Origin of the sequence: Undibacterium sp. RuTC16W, from assembly GCF_049339445.1 — a bacterium.
GTDB lineage: Bacteria > Pseudomonadota > Gammaproteobacteria > Burkholderiales > Burkholderiaceae_D > Undibacterium.
On sequence record NZ_JBMPPE010000001.1, the window covers coordinates 946296 to 965389 of the forward strand.

The 19094-nt window shown below is 51.9% G+C and carries 16 protein-coding genes; 6 read left to right on the forward strand and 10 right to left on the reverse strand.

Translation table 11 applies throughout. The features are described 5' to 3' along the window. Positions 1-83 precede the first annotated feature (83 nt). On the forward strand, positions 84-422 hold the full coding sequence (locus tag ACO0K4_RS04210; protein ID WP_422955337.1) for a hypothetical protein: 339 nt from the start codon (positions 84-86) through the stop codon (positions 420-422). Positions 423-614: 192 nt separating this feature from the next. Here ACO0K4_RS04210 and ACO0K4_RS04215 read toward each other — a convergent pair whose 3' ends face one another. From ACO0K4_RS04215 to ACO0K4_RS04235, 5 genes are all read right to left on the reverse strand, one after another. Continuing rightward, on the reverse strand, positions 615-1892 hold the full coding sequence (locus tag ACO0K4_RS04215) for a glycerate kinase type-2 family protein (RefSeq protein WP_422955338.1): 1278 nt from the start codon (positions 1890-1892) through the stop codon (positions 615-617). Between the two features lie 492 nt (positions 1893-2384). Further along, positions 2385-4859, reverse strand: coding sequence for an apolipoprotein N-acyltransferase (lnt, locus tag ACO0K4_RS04220; RefSeq protein WP_422955339.1), 2475 nt, complete (start codon positions 4857-4859; stop codon positions 2385-2387). A 5-nt stretch (positions 4860-4864) separates the two neighbouring features. After that, complete coding sequence (locus ACO0K4_RS04225) at positions 4865-5542, reverse strand: hypothetical protein (protein WP_422955340.1); 678 nt, start codon at positions 5540-5542, stop codon at positions 4865-4867. Between the two features lie 21 nt (positions 5543-5563). Beyond that, the gene (locus ACO0K4_RS04230) at positions 5564-6661 is read right to left on the reverse strand and encodes an SGNH/GDSL hydrolase family protein (RefSeq protein ID WP_422955341.1); all 1098 of its coding nucleotides are present in this window, start codon (positions 6659-6661) and stop codon (positions 5564-5566) included. A gap of 268 nt (positions 6662-6929) precedes the next feature. Next, positions 6930-7067 (reverse strand): hypothetical protein, encoded by a 138-nt coding sequence (locus tag ACO0K4_RS04235; RefSeq protein ID WP_422955342.1) that lies wholly within the window; start codon positions 7065-7067, stop codon positions 6930-6932. A gap of 460 nt (positions 7068-7527) precedes the next feature. Here ACO0K4_RS04235 and ACO0K4_RS04240 point away from each other — a divergent pair, with 460 nt between their 5' ends. After that, positions 7528-8718, forward strand: a complete 1191-nt coding sequence (locus ACO0K4_RS04240) for a serine hydrolase domain-containing protein (RefSeq protein ID WP_422955343.1) — start codon at positions 7528-7530, stop codon at positions 8716-8718. Here the strand turns inward: ACO0K4_RS04240 and ACO0K4_RS04245 are convergent. The 4 genes from ACO0K4_RS04245 to ACO0K4_RS04260 form a co-directional block, all read right to left on the reverse strand. Then, complete coding sequence (locus ACO0K4_RS04245) at positions 8681-9961, reverse strand: acyltransferase family protein (protein ID WP_422955344.1); 1281 nt, start codon at positions 9959-9961, stop codon at positions 8681-8683. The two genes, ACO0K4_RS04240 and ACO0K4_RS04245, sit on opposite strands and share 38 nt — an antisense overlap. 84 nt (positions 9962-10045) lie before the next feature. Next, a complete protein-coding gene (locus ACO0K4_RS04250; RefSeq protein WP_422955345.1) occupies positions 10046-10798 on the reverse strand; it encodes a LytR/AlgR family response regulator transcription factor in 753 nt (250 codons plus the stop codon). After that, positions 10786-11844: a sensor histidine kinase gene (locus ACO0K4_RS04255; RefSeq protein WP_422955346.1), complete on the reverse strand. Its 1059-nt coding sequence runs from the start codon at positions 11842-11844 to the stop codon at positions 10786-10788. The genes ACO0K4_RS04250 and ACO0K4_RS04255 overlap by 13 nt, the downstream gene beginning before the upstream one ends. A 29-nt stretch (positions 11845-11873) precedes the next feature. Next, a complete protein-coding gene (locus tag ACO0K4_RS04260) occupies positions 11874-12392 on the reverse strand; it encodes a 2,4'-dihydroxyacetophenone dioxygenase family protein (protein ID WP_422955347.1) in 519 nt (172 codons plus the stop codon). 200 nt (positions 12393-12592) lie between these two features. Between ACO0K4_RS04260 and ACO0K4_RS04265 the strand changes: the two genes are divergently transcribed. Next, entirely contained in the window at positions 12593-13153 is a 561-nt protein-coding gene (locus ACO0K4_RS04265) for a phasin family protein (RefSeq protein WP_422955348.1), read from the forward strand. 236 nt (positions 13154-13389) lie between these two features. After that, positions 13390-14565 carry an acetyl-CoA C-acetyltransferase gene (locus tag ACO0K4_RS04270; RefSeq protein WP_422955349.1) on the forward strand — a complete coding sequence of 392 codons (1176 nt, stop codon included), beginning with the start codon at positions 13390-13392 and terminating at the stop codon, positions 14563-14565. Between the two features lie 186 nt (positions 14566-14751). On the opposite strand, the gene ACO0K4_RS04275 is transcribed toward ACO0K4_RS04270, so the two are convergent. Further along, on the reverse strand, positions 14752-16278 hold the full coding sequence (locus ACO0K4_RS04275) for a peptide MFS transporter (RefSeq protein WP_422955350.1): 1527 nt from the start codon (positions 16276-16278) through the stop codon (positions 14752-14754). A gap of 377 nt (positions 16279-16655) precedes the next feature. Between ACO0K4_RS04275 and ACO0K4_RS04280 the strand changes: the two genes are divergently transcribed. Next, positions 16656-17330 (forward strand): DUF6445 family protein, encoded by a 675-nt coding sequence (locus ACO0K4_RS04280; RefSeq protein WP_422955351.1) that lies wholly within the window; start codon positions 16656-16658, stop codon positions 17328-17330. A gap of 431 nt (positions 17331-17761) precedes the next feature. Continuing rightward, complete coding sequence (locus ACO0K4_RS04285; protein WP_422955352.1) at positions 17762-19090, forward strand: M16 family metallopeptidase; 1329 nt, start codon at positions 17762-17764, stop codon at positions 19088-19090. Positions 19091-19094 lie beyond the last annotated feature (4 nt).

Sequence of the window (19094 nt, forward strand, 5' to 3'; positions counted from 1 at the left end):
AAATAGACATGATCTTTGTTAAAATGACAAATTCAAATTATTTGACCGCCGGATACGGCCTTTTTAACTACTCACGGACCCTTATGAAGACTTCTTTGCTCACCACGCTGTTCGCTACTTTATTACTGGCAACAGCTACGTCCCAAGCGGCTACTCCCGCACCAAAATCACCTAGTCCTTATGCAGAAATGTGCATGACACAAGGGATCAAGATGCCTGTCGAATATGGCGGCGAAGCAGATCTGAAGGGGAACCCGAAGCTCCAGGAATATTGCGAATGTTTTTCAGAATTGTTTACCGAGAGAGCGGCACGCGCTGCCAAGAACGCTGGCAATCCGCCGCCGCTGGAGCAGAGCATGAAAGAAGAAAAACAAATGCGTACCACTTGCCGTGCAAAATTCAACTTGCCTGCACCTAAATAATTACGGTCCGCATCGATAACATCGTCATCAACATCACTACCGGCGAACAATATCTGCGCACATTGCACTGATATCGTTCGCTGTAAAAAATCTGGGCTATCAGGGCTATAAGGGTGATCATGGCTGACACCTGTCAATCATGCCGGTTTTCCGTTGTACAGCATCATTGTGCAGCGTCGTTCTGCAGAGTGGTTAAGTAATCAGTATCGCTCTGAAATCATTCACATTGGTCAGCGTCGGTCCGCTGACAATCAGGTCGCCAAGCGCTTCAAAAAAACTATAGCCGTCATTATTGTCCAGCATCACCGCTGGCCGCAAACCCAGACTGGCTGCGCGTTTCACCGTGTCCGGGGAGCAGATTGCACCGGCATTATCTTCTGAACCGTCGATACCGTCGGTGTCACAGGCCAGCGCATAAATTCCCGGATGTCCATCGAGAGTGTTGACCAGACTCAGCAGAAATTCAGCATTACGCCCACCGCGACCTTTGCCTCGCACGGTGACGGTAGTTTCCCCGCCGGACAAGACCACACAAGGTTTGCTGAAGGGCTGATTTTTATCGGCAATCTGCCTTGCCAGTGCCGCATGCACCATGCCGACATCGCGTGCTTCCCCCTCAATTCCGTCTGACAATATGTAGGCTGTTATACCAGCGGCACGCGCTGCTGCTGCCGCCGCATCCAGCGCATTTTGGGCGGTGGCGATGATGTGGTGCTGATGACCGGCGAATAAGGGATTGTCGGGTTTCGGTGTCTCCGCTTGACCTGAGCGTAAGTGCTCTTGAACTGCGTCGGGGATGGTAATCGCATATTTATGCAGGATCGCCAGCGCCTGCTCACAGCTGGTCGCATCGGGCAGGGTCGGGCCGCTGGCGATCACGCCTGCCTCATCACCTGGTACATCCGAGATCAGTAAGGTTACGACTTTAGCGGCGCCACAAGCCAGTCCCAACCTACCGCCTTTAATTGCCGACAGGTGTTTGCGTACACAATTCATTTCACCGATGCTGGCACCGCTTTTTAACAAGGCTTTATTGATGTGCTGTTTCTGTTCCAGTGTAATCCCGGCGGCGGGTAAGGCGAGTAAAGCCGAACCGCCACCGGAGATCAGGCAGAGCACCAGATCGTCTGCCGTCAATCCTTGCACCATCTGTAAAATACGTGCGGCGGCCTGCTGGCCCGCGGCATCCGGCACGGGATGCGCTGCTTCGATGACCTCTATGTATTTGCAATCGGCACCATGTCCATAGCGGGTAACGACCAGACCCGACAGATCCGATGCCTGACCCTGCCAGTGCTGTTCAACGACTCGCGCCATCGCTGCTGCCCCTTTACCGGCACCGATCACCAGCGTGCGGCCATTGACGGGTGGTGACGGCAAAAAAGCCGGCAGGCATTTTTCTGCACTGACAGCGTCAACTGCGACCTGGTACAGAGAACGTAAAAAAGATTCGGGATTGTTGATCGTCATCGCGGGTTTTGGTCAGGGTGGGAGGGCTGGTGCGCACGCTCTGTGCTGCGAGAACAGGCTGAACAGTGGCGTCAAAGTTCAATTCAACAGTAGACGAGCCATCATAAACCAAACCAGGTGCGAACTGTCACGTACCTGACGTCAAGCAACCTGCGGCGTGTTTTGCCAGTGAGATGAACCCGATGTGAATAAGCGTTTATATGCTTTACCAAAGCGGATTTCTAAAACTCCTGCTTTCTTCCGTGTCTCCGCGTCTCTGTGGTGAGAGGTTTTTGGTTTTTGCATAAAGTTATCCATGTGATTTTTAATTGGGACGTTTGTAGAAACTCCCAAAATCAATCTTCAAGCACCAATCCGCAAGCCAGATGCGCCTGCTGGCCTGAAATGCCTTGGAAAGCCGCATCCAGCCTGCGGATTCAATATAAGAATCCTCAAAAACTTATATTGGAGCGCCGCCATGTTATTGAGTTCCTGCGTTGCTGAATTTTGCGTCTAGCTGTTATAGATTCGCAGAAACAACCAGGCTGGCACGCCAAGGTAAAGTATCGCCAGCCCGCACCGTTCGAGCACGCGGCGGACGCTGATGGCTTGCTCTGGTCGCACGAGTGCGCCGAGCAGAGCCAGTCCTTCAATCGTGGCGCGTAGCGCGGCACCCCCCAGCGCTACGCCGATTGTCCAGGCGGCCCACCAGAGTGCGAAACCCATGAGATAGGCCTTCATGCCGAAGCTATAGTATTCGCCGAAACCGCTGCCGTAAGCGATGTGCTGATGCAGATGAAAGGCCGGAAGCACGAGCACCAGAGGCAGCAGGACGAATTTCACCAGCGTCTGATCCAGACGTCCGCGTCGCATCGCAAGCCGGGCTTGCACATACATCGTTCCGCGTGAGCGGGTGTCCTCTTGCGTCGCGGTACTGCCTGCCATCCGCAGTGCGCGGATAAAGGCAGATGGATTGGCAAGTGCCAACCCGTAATGCCAGCGCTCACCGGAGTTGAGCCAAAGCGAAATGCCCGCGCCGGGGACGGGCAAGCGCCAGGCATCGGCTTTAGCAATATCGGTAACCGCGATCTCCATGCGCTGCGAACCGCGCGTGATTACCAGCATGCCGTTTTCGATAGTGAGCTGTGCGGCAAAGGCGAACAGGACACACCAGGCAATCGCCTCGGGGAGCAGGAAGATCGCCGTAAAAACGCGAATTTGCGCCAAGGTATTTCCCTGCAAAGTATCGCTGAACAGCATCATGGCTCCCATCCAGAGCAGTCCGCCACGCGCGATGCTGCGTAATATGCCGGTGGTCACACGGGCAGCCGGCGGCAATACCGTCACCCTCGCTGGAAATCGCATGACCTCGTTCGTTTCGGGTGCGTTTGCCAGCTCTTGTGTGCTGTGTCTGAGCCATGAAGAGAATGCGGCTAATACGGTCAGCGATATGAGAAATACGCTGCCTGCCAACCCCACCCAGTTACCCCATTTCACCATCAGCGTGCTCGGTGGTACAGGTACCGGGACATCGGCAATCACCAGCGTGCGTTCGCCCATACGTGCACCGGCCAGGATGCTGCCGCTGGCATCGATCACGGCGCTGTAGCCGTTGGTGGTGACCCGAAACTGAGGGAGCCGCGTTTCAATACTGCGGAAGGCCGCCACCGACTGATGCAGCTCTGCACCCTGCGGATAATTGGTGAACCAGGCATCGTTTGACATCGACAGGATGGCCTGTGCACCGAGCCGTGCGCCGTCGATGGCGAGGCCGGTATCGACATCATCAAGACAAATCAAAGGCAATACCGGAATATCGCGACCATCAGCGAGACGCAACGGAAAGACGCGGGCACCGTTACCGGGACGCCATGTACCTGTCCATGGCAACCAGCGCCGCAGCACTGCGCTGTCAAGCCATGCAGGCACGTATTCGGTAAGCGGAAACAAGCGGGTTTTCCGATAGAAACCTAGCAGACCCGCTCCGGGTACGACGAACGCCGCGGCATTGTATTCTCCGGCCGTATCGCGATCATAGGTGCCGAAGACGAAGGGTACGCCGGCCGCATTGACGATGCCCAGGATTTCCTGATCCAGTTCGGCTCCCGCTTCGCTTTTGGGATGGCTGAACGTGGTTGGATAAATAGTCTCCGACCAGAGTACCGCGTCTGCTCGCTGACGAACCACCGCGTCGTAAGTCATCGCAAAATGTTTGTCGAGCACCTCTCTCACGACGGCATGGGCGCCTTTCTCTTGCCGCTGGCGTTCGTAGTCTACGATATTCGCCTGGATCAATCCCATGCGCAGCGGTTTGCCAGCAGTTGCGGGTGCAGATATTGAGGAAAGTATGCTCAGGCTGTAGCCTGCCAGCAGTAGTGGCAACAGCGCGCTGAGTGCGAGGGGCTTGACAGTGGCGCGCCAGCCCTGCGCGCGACGCGCGATGGCAGCAGCGATGCCTTCATTCGCCAGTAATAACATGACCGTCAGACCTGCCGCACCGCCAATATCGGCAGCCTGGCGCAGCAGCCGGGATGGATAAAGTCCGTATCCGAGCGTGTCACCGAGGAGCTTCGGCACCAGCCATTCTGTCGCTACCCACGCCGCGGCTGCTGCAAATGCGCGGAGCACCGGACCATGCTGGCGGCCAGCCAGATACCGTACTATCGCAAAGGCCAGAAACTGCGGTTGAAACAGTGGCGCTGCCAGCAACAGCACCGACAAGCCGGTGACCGCGCCGAGCTGCGTATAACTGCCGATAGCAAATCCGAACCAGGCAAATACCGCTGCGGTATAGGCGACCGACATCAGATAGGCGGACACCAGCGTACCGGTCATTGTCTGCTGGCCGTTTAGCGTAAGCAACCAAGGCACAAAGAGAATAAAACCAAGCAGCCAGCCAGCGCCGCCAAGTGCATACAAACAAGACAGAAGCGCACTGGCGAGAATGCCCGTGGCAATACCTACGATGGGAGAAGAAAATAAGATCATGGAGTTCAGTGTCCGGATTTTTGTTGTTCGACAGGTGCAGGGATAACGATGTGCCGGATAGGAAAGCCGGGTGGTGCGAGTTCGGCCGGTACCACGCGATTCGCCGGGATCACGACGGGCTGTTTATTGGCGTCAAAAAACTGGTGATCAGGCGCAAACATCAGAATCGCTTCAATGCGCTGTCCGTCATCGGTGGCCTGATGATGGCGCACGTAGCCAGCAGGCAGCACGAAGTCTTCCGGTACCGCAAGCCCGGTCATCGGTGGACGGGTGCCAGGCAAAGAGAAGGCACCCAGACCCGAGTGAATACCAGCCTGATGCAGGCGTTCTATTACCTCGGGCATGGTCGGATTTTCACCGCGCATGACATAGCTGGACAGATCACGCGTCGGATCGGCATCACCTTCCGGTAAAGTCTTCGACATATCTTGCGCCGGGGTTATTGGCGTTACAGGCATCGGCGGTGGCCAGCTAGCCATACCACTTGCCGAGTTTGGCTGGGCGGCCATCCTGGCGGCGATATCGGCTGGATCCTCTGCTGAGGACAGCAACAAAAACACCAGACCGCCAGCGATTAACGCCAGCGCAATGGCGACAGCGAGGTAGGCGACGGACGGTCGCCAGGTGCGCCCGCCAGCGCCCTGTTTGGACGATGGCGGGCCAGAACGGCGCGGTGCGTTCATGGGATGGCTTGCTCCGGGTGATTAAGGTGTTGCCGGATTAAACGTCGATACCGCCCAGCCCATACGCTCATGCCCATACTGGTTCCAGATCGGATTTTTACCGCCAGTAATTGTGGTGTAGCGTGGTGCACCCGTGCCAGTGGTACTGCTAAACAGACCGGCGGAGACCGTACTGCCGTTATAAGTCGGATGGGTATCGTCAGACTGGATGTAGTCGTAGCTGCTGCTGGCCGAGACAAAGTGTGTGTTGGCGTCGCGGATAGTAGAGCGTAGTGTTGAGGTAATACGAGTGACGTAACTCGATTCGCTCTCGCCGTTCACATAGCGCAGCGCGTCGGAGTCGATCAGCCCGTCGCCATTGCTGTCGTAATCTGCACCCATGTACTGGGCAAAGTTATCCGCACACTGGAAACCTTTTTGGCGCGCAGTGTCGCACATCATGAAGTTCATCCGCGCGAGCACAGGCAGAAATTTGTCTTGCATCTTCACCGTCGCGCCGCTTGTTGCGTCTTTACATGAACTCTGTGTATTGTCCGCAGCATAGCCAGGATAATGCAGGTTCGAGACGACCTTCAGCTTGACACCGGCATAGGCGTTGGCGTTGATGTAATCCATCGCTGCCGCCACATTCGCTTTGCAGTTACTCTCTGCTGTTGTCAGCACGGTGTAATCGCAGGTGCCGGTCTGACCTTTGAAACTGGTACGTGCCTGCAAGCCATCGTTGCCACACATTTCGAACGTGACGACGCGGGTAGAGCTGGCCTGCATGTAGGATTTTTCCGCGACGATCTTGTTTTGATAAACATCTGAAGCAATTGCCCCGGATTTGGTGCGGCGTACGCTTTCGATATCGGCGTTCCATAATGCAGAGAGATATTCCGCGTCTACCGTCGGTGCTGAATATTTCGCCGCATTGCTGATCGAACCGTTGTAACCGGCATAGATAGAATCGCCATAGGCCACCACGCGGTATTTGGAGGTAGTGCCAGCCCGGTCAATGGTCCAGGAAACGTTTTGGTTCAGGGTGCTGGCCATTGCCTCCGGTCCAAACGCAAGCAGGGTAGGCAAGACAAGTGCGGGTAAGCATGTGTGTATCGCGGTACGGAATTTCCTATTCATGTTGTGTCTCCTTTGAGTGAATCTCTAGGTGGTATTTTTATCGTTATGTCGTAGTCCTATTTGCTGGCGGTTTAGTTATTGAAGATGGTCTCCTTTCAATTTTTTAGTGTGTCTGTAGCGCGGTAAAATTTTTAATTCCAGAAACGGACATGAGTACAAAAATCATCCGGTATCTGACCGGATCTGACCAGGTAAGATTTTTTTGATACGCTGTGACGTAGACCGGTGGCACAAAGACGTGGCTCGCCGATGTAGTTCGCTATCCGCGTTAGGGAGAGAGGCCTTTACCAGGGATAATTTGTGTAGCGCTTGCGGGCATGTGCGCACGGGCAGTGGCAAAGGCCTTACCGGATGTGGCCGGGGATGCGATGAACAGTACTTTTGTAAAAAGACGTATCAGCTTCATTATCAAGCTCCTGCGTGTAAACCATGGAAAGAAAAACCAGGTAAAACCGTAGAACAGAAACAGGAAAAGTGATCAGGAAATGCGTCTTTTTAGTGAGGAGATTTTTATTGGATTGAACGTGCATTCATCTCTAATCGCTGGCAAGTATCGAAACGAAGCAGCCATGTTGTCAATTTGCAATGCAACAAAAACCAGAAGAAAAAATGCCTATTTTGGACGAAAGCTTTATTCACAAACACTCTGCGTTGATTTAGTGCATCACCTCTAAACATGAATGCCGACGTTTTGATGAGTAAGCCTTGCAGTTGCAGGCGTGCGGATAGGACAAGCTTTTTTTGTACAAGCTAGGATGGCGAAGGGACAGATGAATGAAGGCAGCAAGTACTCAATTCTGTGAGAGCAAGATACATAACAATCAGAATAGTCAAAAAAATTTAAGAGAGATAAATCAAGGCAACCTATGACAAATCAGACTAAGCACGATTTTAGTAAAGTGCACCATGCCATGCAGCGTTACATCGATAAAGACATCCTGGCGGGGGTGTCAACGGCGATTCTGGCCGGACAGGATCTGCTTGATGTGCATTGCGCCGGATGGGCGGATAAAGAGAATCAGATTGCTTTACGCGAGGACCATTTATTCCGGGTGTTTTCGAATAGCAAACTGGTGACCTCGATTGCCGTATTGCAGTTAATGGAAGCCGGAAAATTACAGCTTGACGACGCCATCGAGCACTATCTGCCGCAATTAGCGCGGCGCCGCGTATTGCGTCCGGGTGCTACGAGTATTGACGATACGGAACCGGCACAATCTTCTATCACGATACGTCAGTTACTCAGCCATACGTCTGGTTTGAGCTATGGCTTACTTGATCATGGCAGTACGATTTATAAGGCGTATGTCGAGCGTAAGGTGATGAATGCGATGACGCCTCTGTCGGCGATGATTGATGTGCTGGAAGATTTACCTCTGACTTTTCATCCTGGTTCTCAATGGGAATATTCGATTGCGACCGATGTCTTGTCGCGTCTGGTTGAGGTGGTCAGTGGCATGCGTTTTGATGCATACCTGAAAGCCCATATTTTCGACCCGCTGGGTATGCATGACACGGGCTTTGTCGTTCCAGCTGATAAGCTGGACAGGCTGACGGCCTATTACGCTGGCAGCGATCCGGCCAATATTTTGCAGCGTGGCCTGAAACGTCTGGAAAAATCACCTTACCCCGGTGCTTTCGTCACGCCCGTACCTCGTTTATCGGGCGGCGGCGGACTGGTCTCCAGTTTGCATGATATGGTCGCCCTGATGCGCAGTCTGATGAATGGCGGTCCGCGTCTCTTGCGTGACGAGACCATGACACTGATGATGCAGAATCATTTACCGGAGGGCAGCGGTATCGCTTTTCCCGGGGTTGGCAATGTGCCGGGTAAAGGGTTTGGCCTCGGTGGTGCAGTGACCCTGCAACCTTCATCGATTGATCCTGCTGGTTCTGCCGGTGAATTTGAGTGGGGCGGTATCGCCGGTACGCACTGGTGGATTTCTCCGCGTCATCAGATTGCGGGTTTGCTGATGACGCAGCGCCAGATGAGTTTCTGGCATCCGTTTTCGTTTGAGTTTAAACGCCTTGCCTATCAGGCACTTGCGGTAGGTTGAGCACAGCAGCTTGATCGGATTGGCTAACCGGTTGGTTCGCATCCTGCAATTGTGAATGAGCTTGTTTGATTTTTGCCAGACCAAATAGCGGACGCAAGATCGCTATTCTGCGTACGATTTCAAACAAGCCGAAACTCAGCGTGATCGTTAGCGTGATCAGGATCACGCCTTCAAGTACGGGATTTAGTTTGGCTGGTTTGAAGAAATGCGCCATCGCGATGATCAGTGTCTGATGCAGGATATACACAGGGAAAACCGCTTCGGTTAAATAACGGCGTTTGCTACTGTCGAATTGCAGGTGCCGGTGGGCAAAGCCGCATACGGCGAGGATGGCACTCCACTGGCATAGCGCATACACCACACGTTGCAGGTGACGCCAGAATTCGATTTGCGCAGGGGGGATGATCTTGTCGCCGATGGCGTAATACACCATCAACAAGCTCCAGCAGCTCAGGGCAAGACCAAGATTTATCCAGCGTTGCTGATCGACATTGGCCCAGAATGTGGTCTGCGTCGCCATGAGTGCACCGAGTAAAAACACCATAAAATAGTTCGCATGGTTATACCAGTCGTTCACCAGCGCATGGGTAGACGGGAATTGCGAAAACAAGGTGATCCGTTCCAGTGCCAGGATTGCCAGCGGAATCAGAATAATTTTCCAGCCACACAACCAGCGTCCGAGAAACTCTGAGAACGCGTCAAAGCGCTTACCCAGACTCAGCATCAGTGCACCAAGTAATATGCTGTAAGTCCAGAGGTAAACGACGAACCAGAGATGATTCCAGGTGGGCAGGCGCAGGCAGCCGTCTTTGTCGCAAAAGCCGTGGTAGCCCTTCAGATACAGTTGCATGAAATCGAGATAGCTGCCCTGATACGCAATTTTCTCTACGACCTCAAAATAGGATTGAGGCGGCACGATTACCAGCATGCCAAACAGGAGTGGAATCAGCAGGCGACTGCTGCGTTGTCGCATGAACTGGCTGGCACTCAGCTTTTTCAGCATAAAAGCAGATGCCACACCTGAGATCATAAACAGCAGGCTAAGCCGCCACGGCGACGACAGCATCATCAGCGGCTCTATCGCATCGCTGGCAAAATCACTTTTGATATGAAAACCCCAGGTCACGTAATACATACCTGTGTGATACACGATCAATAGCATAAAGGCGACAATGCGTACCCAGTCCAGAAAGTACAGACGGGATGCCGATGTTATCGATAACGGTGTAGCGTGTTGATTCATGGTGATCACTTCTGAGAGGTGAGAACGGATTTCAGAATAAGTGCCACGATGCGACTGATCCAGCGGAATGGGGCGAAACGGGTGCTAGTTGGGGCGAGACGGATTCGCCTGTATTTTTTCGATGAGTTCTAGCCGGTACTGGCGGCTGCAAGCAACATGTTCACCAGAGCGCAGTACGATTTCTGCATCGCCTTTTTCCAGCGAAATAATCCGGTCTATCCAGTCTAACTGCACTGCAGCGCGGCGATGGCAGCGGGCAAACTGCGTACCCAAAGTGTCGAGCAGGCTGCTCAGGGTCTGACGCATCAGGGGATGCTCATGTTCACAATGCAGAACTACATAATTATCGGCAGTTTCTATCCAGCGTATCTGTTCGGTACGGACCACACGGGTGACGCCGCGCTCCGTGATCAGTAATTGCTGTACCGGGTACGCCGCCGTTGGCGGTGTTAGCAAAGGGAGCTGGTTATCTGACAGACGTTCTTGCAACCGGGTTCGTACTCTCATCAAGGCGCGCTGTAAACGCGCCTGATCATAGGGCTTCAGCAGATAATCAATCGCATTGGCATCAAATGCGCGGATCGCATATTGATCATAGGCCGTCACGAAGACGATCAGCGGTGCAGGCGAGGGGAGAGACGCCGCCAGCTCAATGCCAGTGACCTCGGGCATCTGGATATCGAGGAAGGCGACATCCGGTTGAAATTCTGCAATGATGTGCAGCGCTTCATAGGCGTCCCGTGCTTCCTGTATGGCGCTGATACCGGTTTCATGATTCAATAGCCTGCGCAGTTTATCTCTGGCCGGACGTTCGTCATCTACGATCAGTATGCGCATGGCAAACGCATTTCCGCCTGCACACCGGCAGGCTCAAGTTGCACGAGCGTCAGGCTGGCGGCATCACCATACATCAGCGCCAGTCGTTCACGTATATTGCGCAATCCAAATCCCGGATTAGCGCTGCTGGCTTTGAGCGTACCCTGATCGTCACTTAATCTGATTAGCAGCGACTGACCTTCGCGCTGCGCCACAATCCGTATCTGCGTGAGCTGTCGGCATTGCTCGACCGTGTGTTTGAAAATATTTTCCAGCAAGGGTTGCAGACTCATGACTGGCAATGTGCAGGCCAGTGCATCCTCGTCGATCTGCCATGTGATGGCGACTCTGTCTGCATAGCGTTCTGCCATCACCTGAGCGTAACCGCGCACCAGTCGTAATTCTGTAGCCAGTGGCGCTTCATGTAGTTCACTGACTTCCAGCGTGGCACGTAAGACATCGGCTAACTGGATTAAGGTCGCATCAGCGCGCTCGACATCGGTATGCATCAAGGAGGAGATCGTGTTCAGGGCATTGAATAAGAAATGCGGCTGCATCTGCTGCGACAGTCTTTGCAATTGCGCCTGGCGGAATAAAGCATTTGAGCGTTCGGTGGCGAGTTTTTCTTTGATCAGGTTAAAGTAAGACAAAATCCCGAACAGGATCACGGTAAACAATCCAAAAAATATCGAGAGTTTTAATGACTCATAAAAATATAACTGCGGCCAGGAGTCGTGCCGGTACGTGGTAGCCATCCAGTAATACACCAGATGGCGTATTCCAAACGTGAGAGGTACAAAGCTTAGGCATATCAGCGGCATGCACAGCAATTGCACGCCGAACCAGCGCCATGGGGTTGCCAGCAGATAGTCATACTTTTGCGTGAAGCATCTTTGCGTCAACCACAGCGACAGGCCGACCACCGCAGAGGAACTCTCCCACAAGATCGGTTGCCATATGGCGGTGCCGCCTTCACGGCGATAGTCCTGGATGGCGACCAGCACCATCAATAAGGTGAATAGTAGCCATGCAATACCGGTCGTGATTTTGCTACGGGTTGAGAACATGGCTGCCTGATCTTGGTTTCAGAAAATGATTAAACTTGAAATGATTCGACCTGCGACGACGTAAGCGTTTTCTGGCCGGATTGGCTGGCGATTTTATCCAGTGCCGATTGCCAGGCACGCATATGCCACTGGCAGTCGATTGTACCGATGACTTCACCTGTTTCGGCGATGCCCTCGACAGGACCATGAAACACGGCAAACATGACGGTACCTTCCGGACTGACAGGACGGTGTATTGCGCCATCTTTTTCAAGCAGATAATCGCCTGCAACAAAGCGAGTCACCGGGTCGTCGTGGTAATGGAAGCTACCTTCGAGAATATAGCCTTCGACCGCACCGACATGGCGATGTAAGGGTGCCAGGCTGTCTTTTTCGACTTTGATCATCAATGAGAAACGCCCGCTGTCCGGATCAGCGCTGAGTAATTTGAATTGCGCGCCAGGCATCGCCCAGCGCACCCAGGGTAAATCGGCGCAGTGGGTAGAGAATAATGTGGCAGAGGTACTGGCAGAGTGACCGCCAGGACTATGTAAGGTATTTGTATTCATAGCAATATTTTCGCATGTCAGCAGGGATTTCGGTCAGAAAGACGCTGTTACAAATATTTTGGTGCAGCGCACAAAAAACCGCTTGACCGTTAAAAATAAGCGTGTAGAATAAGAATTGTTGCGGTGCACCATTTGGTAAATGAGATGGAAAGCGCTGTGAAAATCCTCATTTTTTTATCATTTTTCCTCAGGAGAACACCATGTTTACAACACCAGAACAATTTATCGCTGCGACTAAATCCAGCCTCGAAGCGCAATTCGCTTCTTTGACAGCATTGAACAAAAAAGCATTTGAAGGTTTGGAGCAACTCGTTGCTTTGAACGTCAATGCGGCTAAAGCAAGTATCGAAGAAGGTACTGCCGCTGCTAAGCAACTCGTTAGTGCAAAAGATCCAAAAGAATTCTTTTCTTTGACAGCTGCTCAAGCACAACCAAGTGCAGAAAAAGCCTTGGCTTATGGCCGTCACCTGGCATCGATCACTTCCGCTACTCAAGCTGAATTCACTAAAGCAGTTGAAGCCCATATCGCTGAGACAAACACGAAAGTTGTCGCTTTGATCGACGAAGTCACAAAAAACGCACCGGCTGGTTCCGAGCAGGCAGTAACGGCGTTGAAAGCTGTTGTCGGTAATATCAATGCAGGTTACGAGCAATTGTCTAAAACTAGCAAACAAGCAGTACAGACGCTGGAAGACAATCTGGCAAAAGCAACTCAGCAATTTACACAAGCTGCTGAAAAAACTACTCGCAGCAAGAAGTAATCTGACGCAAGTCATGACTGTCAGGTGATTGTGCTGCGTTAATTAACGCTAATACCAAGGTAAGCACAAATTATCGCTACATCACTGACACTTCGCATCAAAAAAATAGGCCCACGGAAACGTCGGGCCTATTTTTTTGCCTAAAACGTCGATCCCACAGGCGCTATCTGCGCGCTGGCATTAAAATACCGTCACACATCAGGCTCTATGAAGAGCATTTCAACTAGGAGAATCAAATGCAAGACGTCGTCATCGTTGCTGCAGGTCGCACCGCAGTAGGCAAATTTGGTGGTTCACTGGCAAAAATCGCCGCATCCGATCTGGGCGCGCATGTTATCAAAGGCTTGTTAGCCAAAACGGGTTTGAGCGCTGATCTGATTAATGAAGTGATCCTGGGTCAGGTTCTGACCGCGGGCGTAGGACAAAACGCAGCGCGTCAAGCCGTCATCAAAGCGGGTTTGCCGACTATGGTGCCTGCATTCACGATCAATAAAGTCTGCGGTAGTGGTCTCAAGGCGACACATCTCGCCGCCCAGTCGATCAAAGCCGGTGACGCCGATATTATTATTGCCGGTGGACAGGAAAACATGAGCGCATCGCCACACGTGCTGAATGGCTCGCGCGACGGTTTCCGCATGGGTGACACCAAACTGGTCGACACCATGATCGTCGATGGCTTGTGGGACGTGTACAACCAATACCACATGGGTATCACTGCCGAAAACGTCGCCAAGAAATATGGTGTGACTCGCGAAGAACAAGACCTGTTCGCACTGGCATCACAAAACAAGGCAGAAGCTGCACAAAAAGCAGGTAAGTTTGCGGATGAAATTATTCCGCTGGAAATCGCCAGTAAAAAAGGCACAACCGTGTTCGATAGTGACGAGTTCATCAAACACGGTGCAACGCTGGAATCTCTGGCAGCATTGCGTCCGGCATTCGACAAGAACGGCACCGTCACCGCAGGCAATGCCTCCGGCCTCAACGATGGCGCAGCCGCTGTCATCATGATGTCAGCACGCAAAGCCGAAGAGCTGGGTCTGCCAGTACTGGCGCGTATCAAAGCCTACTCCTCCGCCGGTGTTGATCCGACCATCATGGGCATGGGCCCGGTACCCGCAGCACAACTCTGCCTGCGCAAGGCTGGCTGGACTCATCAAGACCTTGATCTGATGGAAATTAACGAAGCCTTCGCTGCACAGGCAATCGGCGTGAACAAAGAAATGGGCTGGGACACCAGCAAGATCAACGTCAACGGCGGGGCGATCGCAATCGGCCATCCTATCGGCGCATCAGGTGCTCGTATTCTGGTAAGCCTGATCCATGAAATGATACGTCGTGACGCCAAAAAAGGCCTGGCAAGTCTGTGTATCGGTGGTGGTATGGGCGTCGCACTGGCGATTGAGCGCTGATTTTAGTGGCTGAATTTTACTCAATACGGCCCAGTATTGCTTAGCCTTAACGGTTGTTGTTTAGTGTCAGCTAATTGCTGACCAGATATTAAAAAATCCCCGCCAGTGAACTGAGCGGGGATTTTCTTTTGATGCGTTGGACGACCTCTCTGAGGATACGTCAAACGCAAAAGCTGGTGGATGGTATTAGTGAATACCGTGCATTTTTCTATGCATCCATTTATTCAGCATCATGAATACCAGGCCGGCTGTAATCGGGATGATGGTAAAAATCAGGAAGAACGTCGACAAAGAATAAGTCTCAGAAATGTGATCGATATAGCTTCCGGTAAAACCAGCGAGTTTGTTCGCGATGGCCGTATTCACATACCAGACGCCAAACATCAGGCCCAGCAAACGCGGTGGCGCCAGCTTACTGATGTAGGACAGGCCGACAGGGGAGATACACAATTCACCCATCGTATGGAATAGATAGGCAACAATCAGGAAAACCATGCTGACGGACGCGGTTTTCGCACCTGCCGGGATGCTCGCTGAGCCGTAAGACAAGGCTGCGAAACCCAGACCCAGCAAAATCAAGCCGACCCCGAACTTTACCGGGCCGCTAGGATTCCAGTATTTTTCCCAGATCTTGGAAAACATCGGCGCGAGAATCACGATAAAGAAGGAGTTCAGAACACCGAACCAGGTGGCCGGTACGCTAGATTGATCAAGAGAAAATTCACGTGACAGCATCCAGATTACCAGCGACCAGATCAAGGCCATACAGACCACTAGCAGTATGTTAGACATCAGGTATTTTTTCGCGGTACCGCCGAATAATTTCACCAGCAACCAGGACAGGATGAAGGTCGGGATGATCGTGATCAGCGTATTGATGATTTTAAAAGTCATGCCGCTGGTACCGGCTAAAGTACGGTCGGTGTAGTCAGCCGCAAAAATCGTCATAGAACCACCGGATTGCTCAAACGCAAACCAGAAGAAGATCGTGAAGAATGAAAAGACGCAGATAGCTTTCAGGCGATCGGCAACAATATGGGGTTCGGCTTCTTCATGCACGACTTCTTCAGTTTTTTGCGATTTGGATAAACCGATCTGACCAAAAATACCTTGTGCAAAATAGAATTGCACCGCGCCCAGCATCATGAAGGCACCGGCGAGACCGAAGCCCAGTGACCAGGAGATTTTTTCGCCAATATAACCGCACAACAAAATACCGAAGAACGCACCGGAGTTCACGCCCATGTAGAACAGTGTGTAACCACCGTCGCGGCCGCCTTCATTGTCCTTGGTGTACAACTGACCAACGATCGCCGAGATATTTGGTTTAAACAAACCTGTACCGGCAACGACCAGACCCAGGCCGGTATAAAACATGGTCGGTGTGTCAAACAGCAAACACGCGTGACCGGCAGCGATTACGAAACCACCCAAAACCACGGCTCTGCGGCTACCGAGGATACGGTCGGCGATATAGCCGCCCAGAATCGGCGTCAGATAAACCAGGCCGGTGTACCAGCCATATAAGGCTGTCGCATCAGCGCGGGTCCAGCCCCAGCCGCCTTTTGCCACTTCCGTGACCAGGAACAGCACGAGCAAAGCGCGCATACCGTAGTAAGAAAACCGTTCCCACATTTCTGTGAAAAACAGGACAAACAGACTATCTGGATGCCCCAGGATAGTGTGCGCACCTGGCGTTTGAATTTTGTTCAAAGTGCTCTCCGTGATTTATTTTGGATAAAAAATTTGCGTTGTTCGCAAAGTTATTTTCATTAAAAGCTTCTAAATGATGTGAATTAGGTCAATTCGGCGCGTAGCTTAACATGCCAGTAAAAGCGGCTGAAACTAGATGTGTTGCGTCGCAACAAATACGTCGAATAAAAGACGCGAATTGTTGCGAAAGTGCAGGTAACGTGGATCATTTACCTAAACTAGATAAAGATAAACATTGCCATTTAGTTACTGCTCTGAAATAATCGTCCGCACTCTTGCTGACAATCTGGTGCTGGATTGTCATTAGCGTTACCAAATTGCGCATTGTGGAAAGTGTTCCACATGGTTTTCTTTCACTTGTAAGGCAGATGCTGCACATGAGTTCTTTGCTCCCACGTCCTTCTTTACCTTATGTCCAGCTAGAAGAGGGGCGGGATTACTGGATATTAGACAACGCGCTGGCTGATCCCGACGCGGTCAGGGCGCGTATTCTGGCGCGCAATGACTGGCAACTGGGTTTGCCCTATGCGCAAGAGACCTGGCCGGGCAAACGCGTACATGAAGCACTGCTGCCGGATGAAATTGCGGTCATCGAAGACTGGGTGAAGGCCGCGACAGGCAAAGATAAATTGTGGGTCACCACAGCACCGGGCGGACTAAAGCTGGATCACAATGTCGCGCAAATGGTCGGCGAAACCGAAAGTGTGGCTCGCCCTCATACGGATAGCCGGATATTTTGCCGCTATGCCGCGGTTATCTATCTCAATCCCGATGCACCGGAGGACGCTGGTACCAGTGTATTTCGCTTGCGTTATCCCGACGGCACTCTGAGCGGTAATCTGTGTCCCGCGCCACACAGAAACTTGGTCGATGCCCTGAAAGTCCGGTTTTTACCGCCACAAGCCTGGAAAGAGGATTTGCGGGTTCGAAATGTGTACAACAGGCTGATCGTGTACAAAGCCAATCTGGTACACAGCGCGACCCGTTATTTTGGTCATGATGATCAGAGCAAACGCCTGACCACGGTTTTTTTCTGGATGACTGACGACTAGACTCGCGATTTTTACCAGGTGAGGATTTACGCAAAATGACAGTTTGTTGACTATCCTACACATTGAATCCGCAGGCTGGACGCGGCTTTCCAAGGGTTTTCGTGCCAATAGGCGCACTGCGCTTGCGGATTCGTTTTGTGAATTTCTAAAAACCCTTTAATCGGTATTCCATGAAGCCGCTTACCCCTGTCTTTTCTCTGTGTCTCCGTGTCTCTGTGGTGAGAAGTTCTGGTTTTTACATAAGTCCAATGCTAATGAGTCACAAAAAGACGGAACGAATCCGTGTCCTTCCGTTCCAATAAGAGCATCGCTTTATCAACAAAGACATCAACAAAGACATCAACAAAGACATCAACAAAGACATCAACAAAGACATTAACAAAAATATCAACAACGTATTAATAACAACATCAACAAAAAAGGACATCAAGATGAAGTGGAAAACCCTACTTGTCTCCGGCAGTCTGCTCGTGAGCATGGCTGGTCTGGCGGGCAGTGCCCAGGCGTTGAGCGCCGATCAGGTCAAAACCTTTACGCTGCCGAATGGCATGAAATTTCTGGTGTTGGAGAGTAGCACCATCCCGAACGCGAATATGTACACCTACTGGAAAGTCGGATCGCGCAATGAAGTACCGGGCATCACCGGCTTGTCGCACTTCTTTGAACACATGATGTTCAATGGCTCAAAAAAATTCGGCCCCAAACAGTTCGATCGCGTCATGGAAGCCAGTGGAGGTGCCAATAATGCCTACACCAATAATGATTTGACGGTATATCAGGACTGGTTCCCGGCGGCGGCATTACCGACAATTTTTGATCTGGAAAGCGACCGTATCGCGAACCTGTCGATTGATCCAAAAATGGTTGAGAGTGAACGCGGCGTGGTGCTATCCGAGCGCAGCACCGGCCTGGAGAATTCGAACCTGCGCGCCTTGTGGGGAGAAGTTTATTCCGCAGCTTTTACCGCACACACTTACGCGATTCCGACAATCGGTCATGAGTCTGATATCAAATCATGGACGCAAGACGATCTGCAACGCTATTTTAATGTCTACTACGCGCCGAATAATGCGGTTGCCGTTATCGTTGGCGACGTCAAAGTAGATGAAGTCAAACGTCTGGCAGAACAGTATTTTGCCAAAATCCCGCAGCGTGCCTTGCCTCCGGCAGTACGGACCGTCGAGCCTGAGCAAAAAGGCGAGCGTCGTGTGTTTGTCCTTAAAGAATCCGCGACCAGCGCGAATCTGATGGTGTCTTATAAGATGCCAGCGACCAATCATCCTGACTACTACGCACTCAGCGTTTTATCCAGCATCCTGACCGATGGTAAAACGTCGCGCCTGTACAAGGTACTGGTAGATACGCGCCTGGCAACCAGTGTCGGTGCCGATCATGGCAAAGCTTTTGATCCTGGCCTGTTCAATTTCTTTGCCGTAGCTGCGAACAAAGTACCGGCTGGCAAAGTTGAGCAAGCGCTGCTGGCTGAGCTCGACAAGCTGATGAAAGACGGTGTCAGTGAAGACGAATTGCAAAAGGTGAAGAATCAGAAGCTGCTGAATTTTTATCGCGCACAAGAAACCATCAATGGTAAAGCCGCCCAGCTCGGTGAGTATGAAGTGTATTTCGGCGACTTCAAAAAATCCTTTGAGGCACCGGATGCCTATCGCAAACTGAGTGTGGCCGATATTAAAAATGTCGCTACAAAATATTTCAAAAAATCACAACGCACCGTCGGTGTATTAGCGGCGAGTGAGGAATAAGACA

Coding starts and splice junctions, on each gene's coding strand:
- ACO0K4_RS04210 (WP_422955337.1), top strand. CDS start 84: ATGAAGACTTCTTTGCTCACCACGCTGTTCGCTACTTTATTACTGGCA.
- ACO0K4_RS04215 (WP_422955338.1), bottom strand. CDS start 1,892: ATGACGATCAACAATCCCGAATCTTTTTTACGTTCTCTGTACCAGGTC.
- lnt (WP_422955339.1), bottom strand. CDS start 4,859: ATGATCTTATTTTCTTCTCCCATCGTAGGTATTGCCACGGGCATTCTC.
- ACO0K4_RS04225 (WP_422955340.1), bottom strand. CDS start 5,542: ATGAACGCACCGCGCCGTTCTGGCCCGCCATCGTCCAAACAGGGCGCT.
- ACO0K4_RS04230 (WP_422955341.1), bottom strand. CDS start 6,661: ATGAATAGGAAATTCCGTACCGCGATACACACATGCTTACCCGCACTT.
- ACO0K4_RS04235 (WP_422955342.1), bottom strand. CDS start 7,067: ATGAAGCTGATACGTCTTTTTACAAAAGTACTGTTCATCGCATCCCCG.
- ACO0K4_RS04240 (WP_422955343.1), top strand. CDS start 7,528: ATGACAAATCAGACTAAGCACGATTTTAGTAAAGTGCACCATGCCATG.
- ACO0K4_RS04245 (WP_422955344.1), bottom strand. CDS start 9,961: ATGAATCAACACGCTACACCGTTATCGATAACATCGGCATCCCGTCTG.
- ACO0K4_RS04250 (WP_422955345.1), bottom strand. CDS start 10,798: ATGCGCATACTGATCGTAGATGACGAACGTCCGGCCAGAGATAAACTG.
- ACO0K4_RS04255 (WP_422955346.1), bottom strand. CDS start 11,844: ATGTTCTCAACCCGTAGCAAAATCACGACCGGTATTGCATGGCTACTA.
- ACO0K4_RS04260 (WP_422955347.1), bottom strand. CDS start 12,392: ATGAATACAAATACCTTACATAGTCCTGGCGGTCACTCTGCCAGTACC.
- ACO0K4_RS04265 (WP_422955348.1), top strand. CDS start 12,593: ATGTTTACAACACCAGAACAATTTATCGCTGCGACTAAATCCAGCCTC.
- ACO0K4_RS04270 (WP_422955349.1), top strand. CDS start 13,390: ATGCAAGACGTCGTCATCGTTGCTGCAGGTCGCACCGCAGTAGGCAAA.
- ACO0K4_RS04280 (WP_422955351.1), top strand. CDS start 16,656: ATGAGTTCTTTGCTCCCACGTCCTTCTTTACCTTATGTCCAGCTAGAA.
- ACO0K4_RS04285 (WP_422955352.1), top strand. CDS start 17,762: ATGAAGTGGAAAACCCTACTTGTCTCCGGCAGTCTGCTCGTGAGCATG.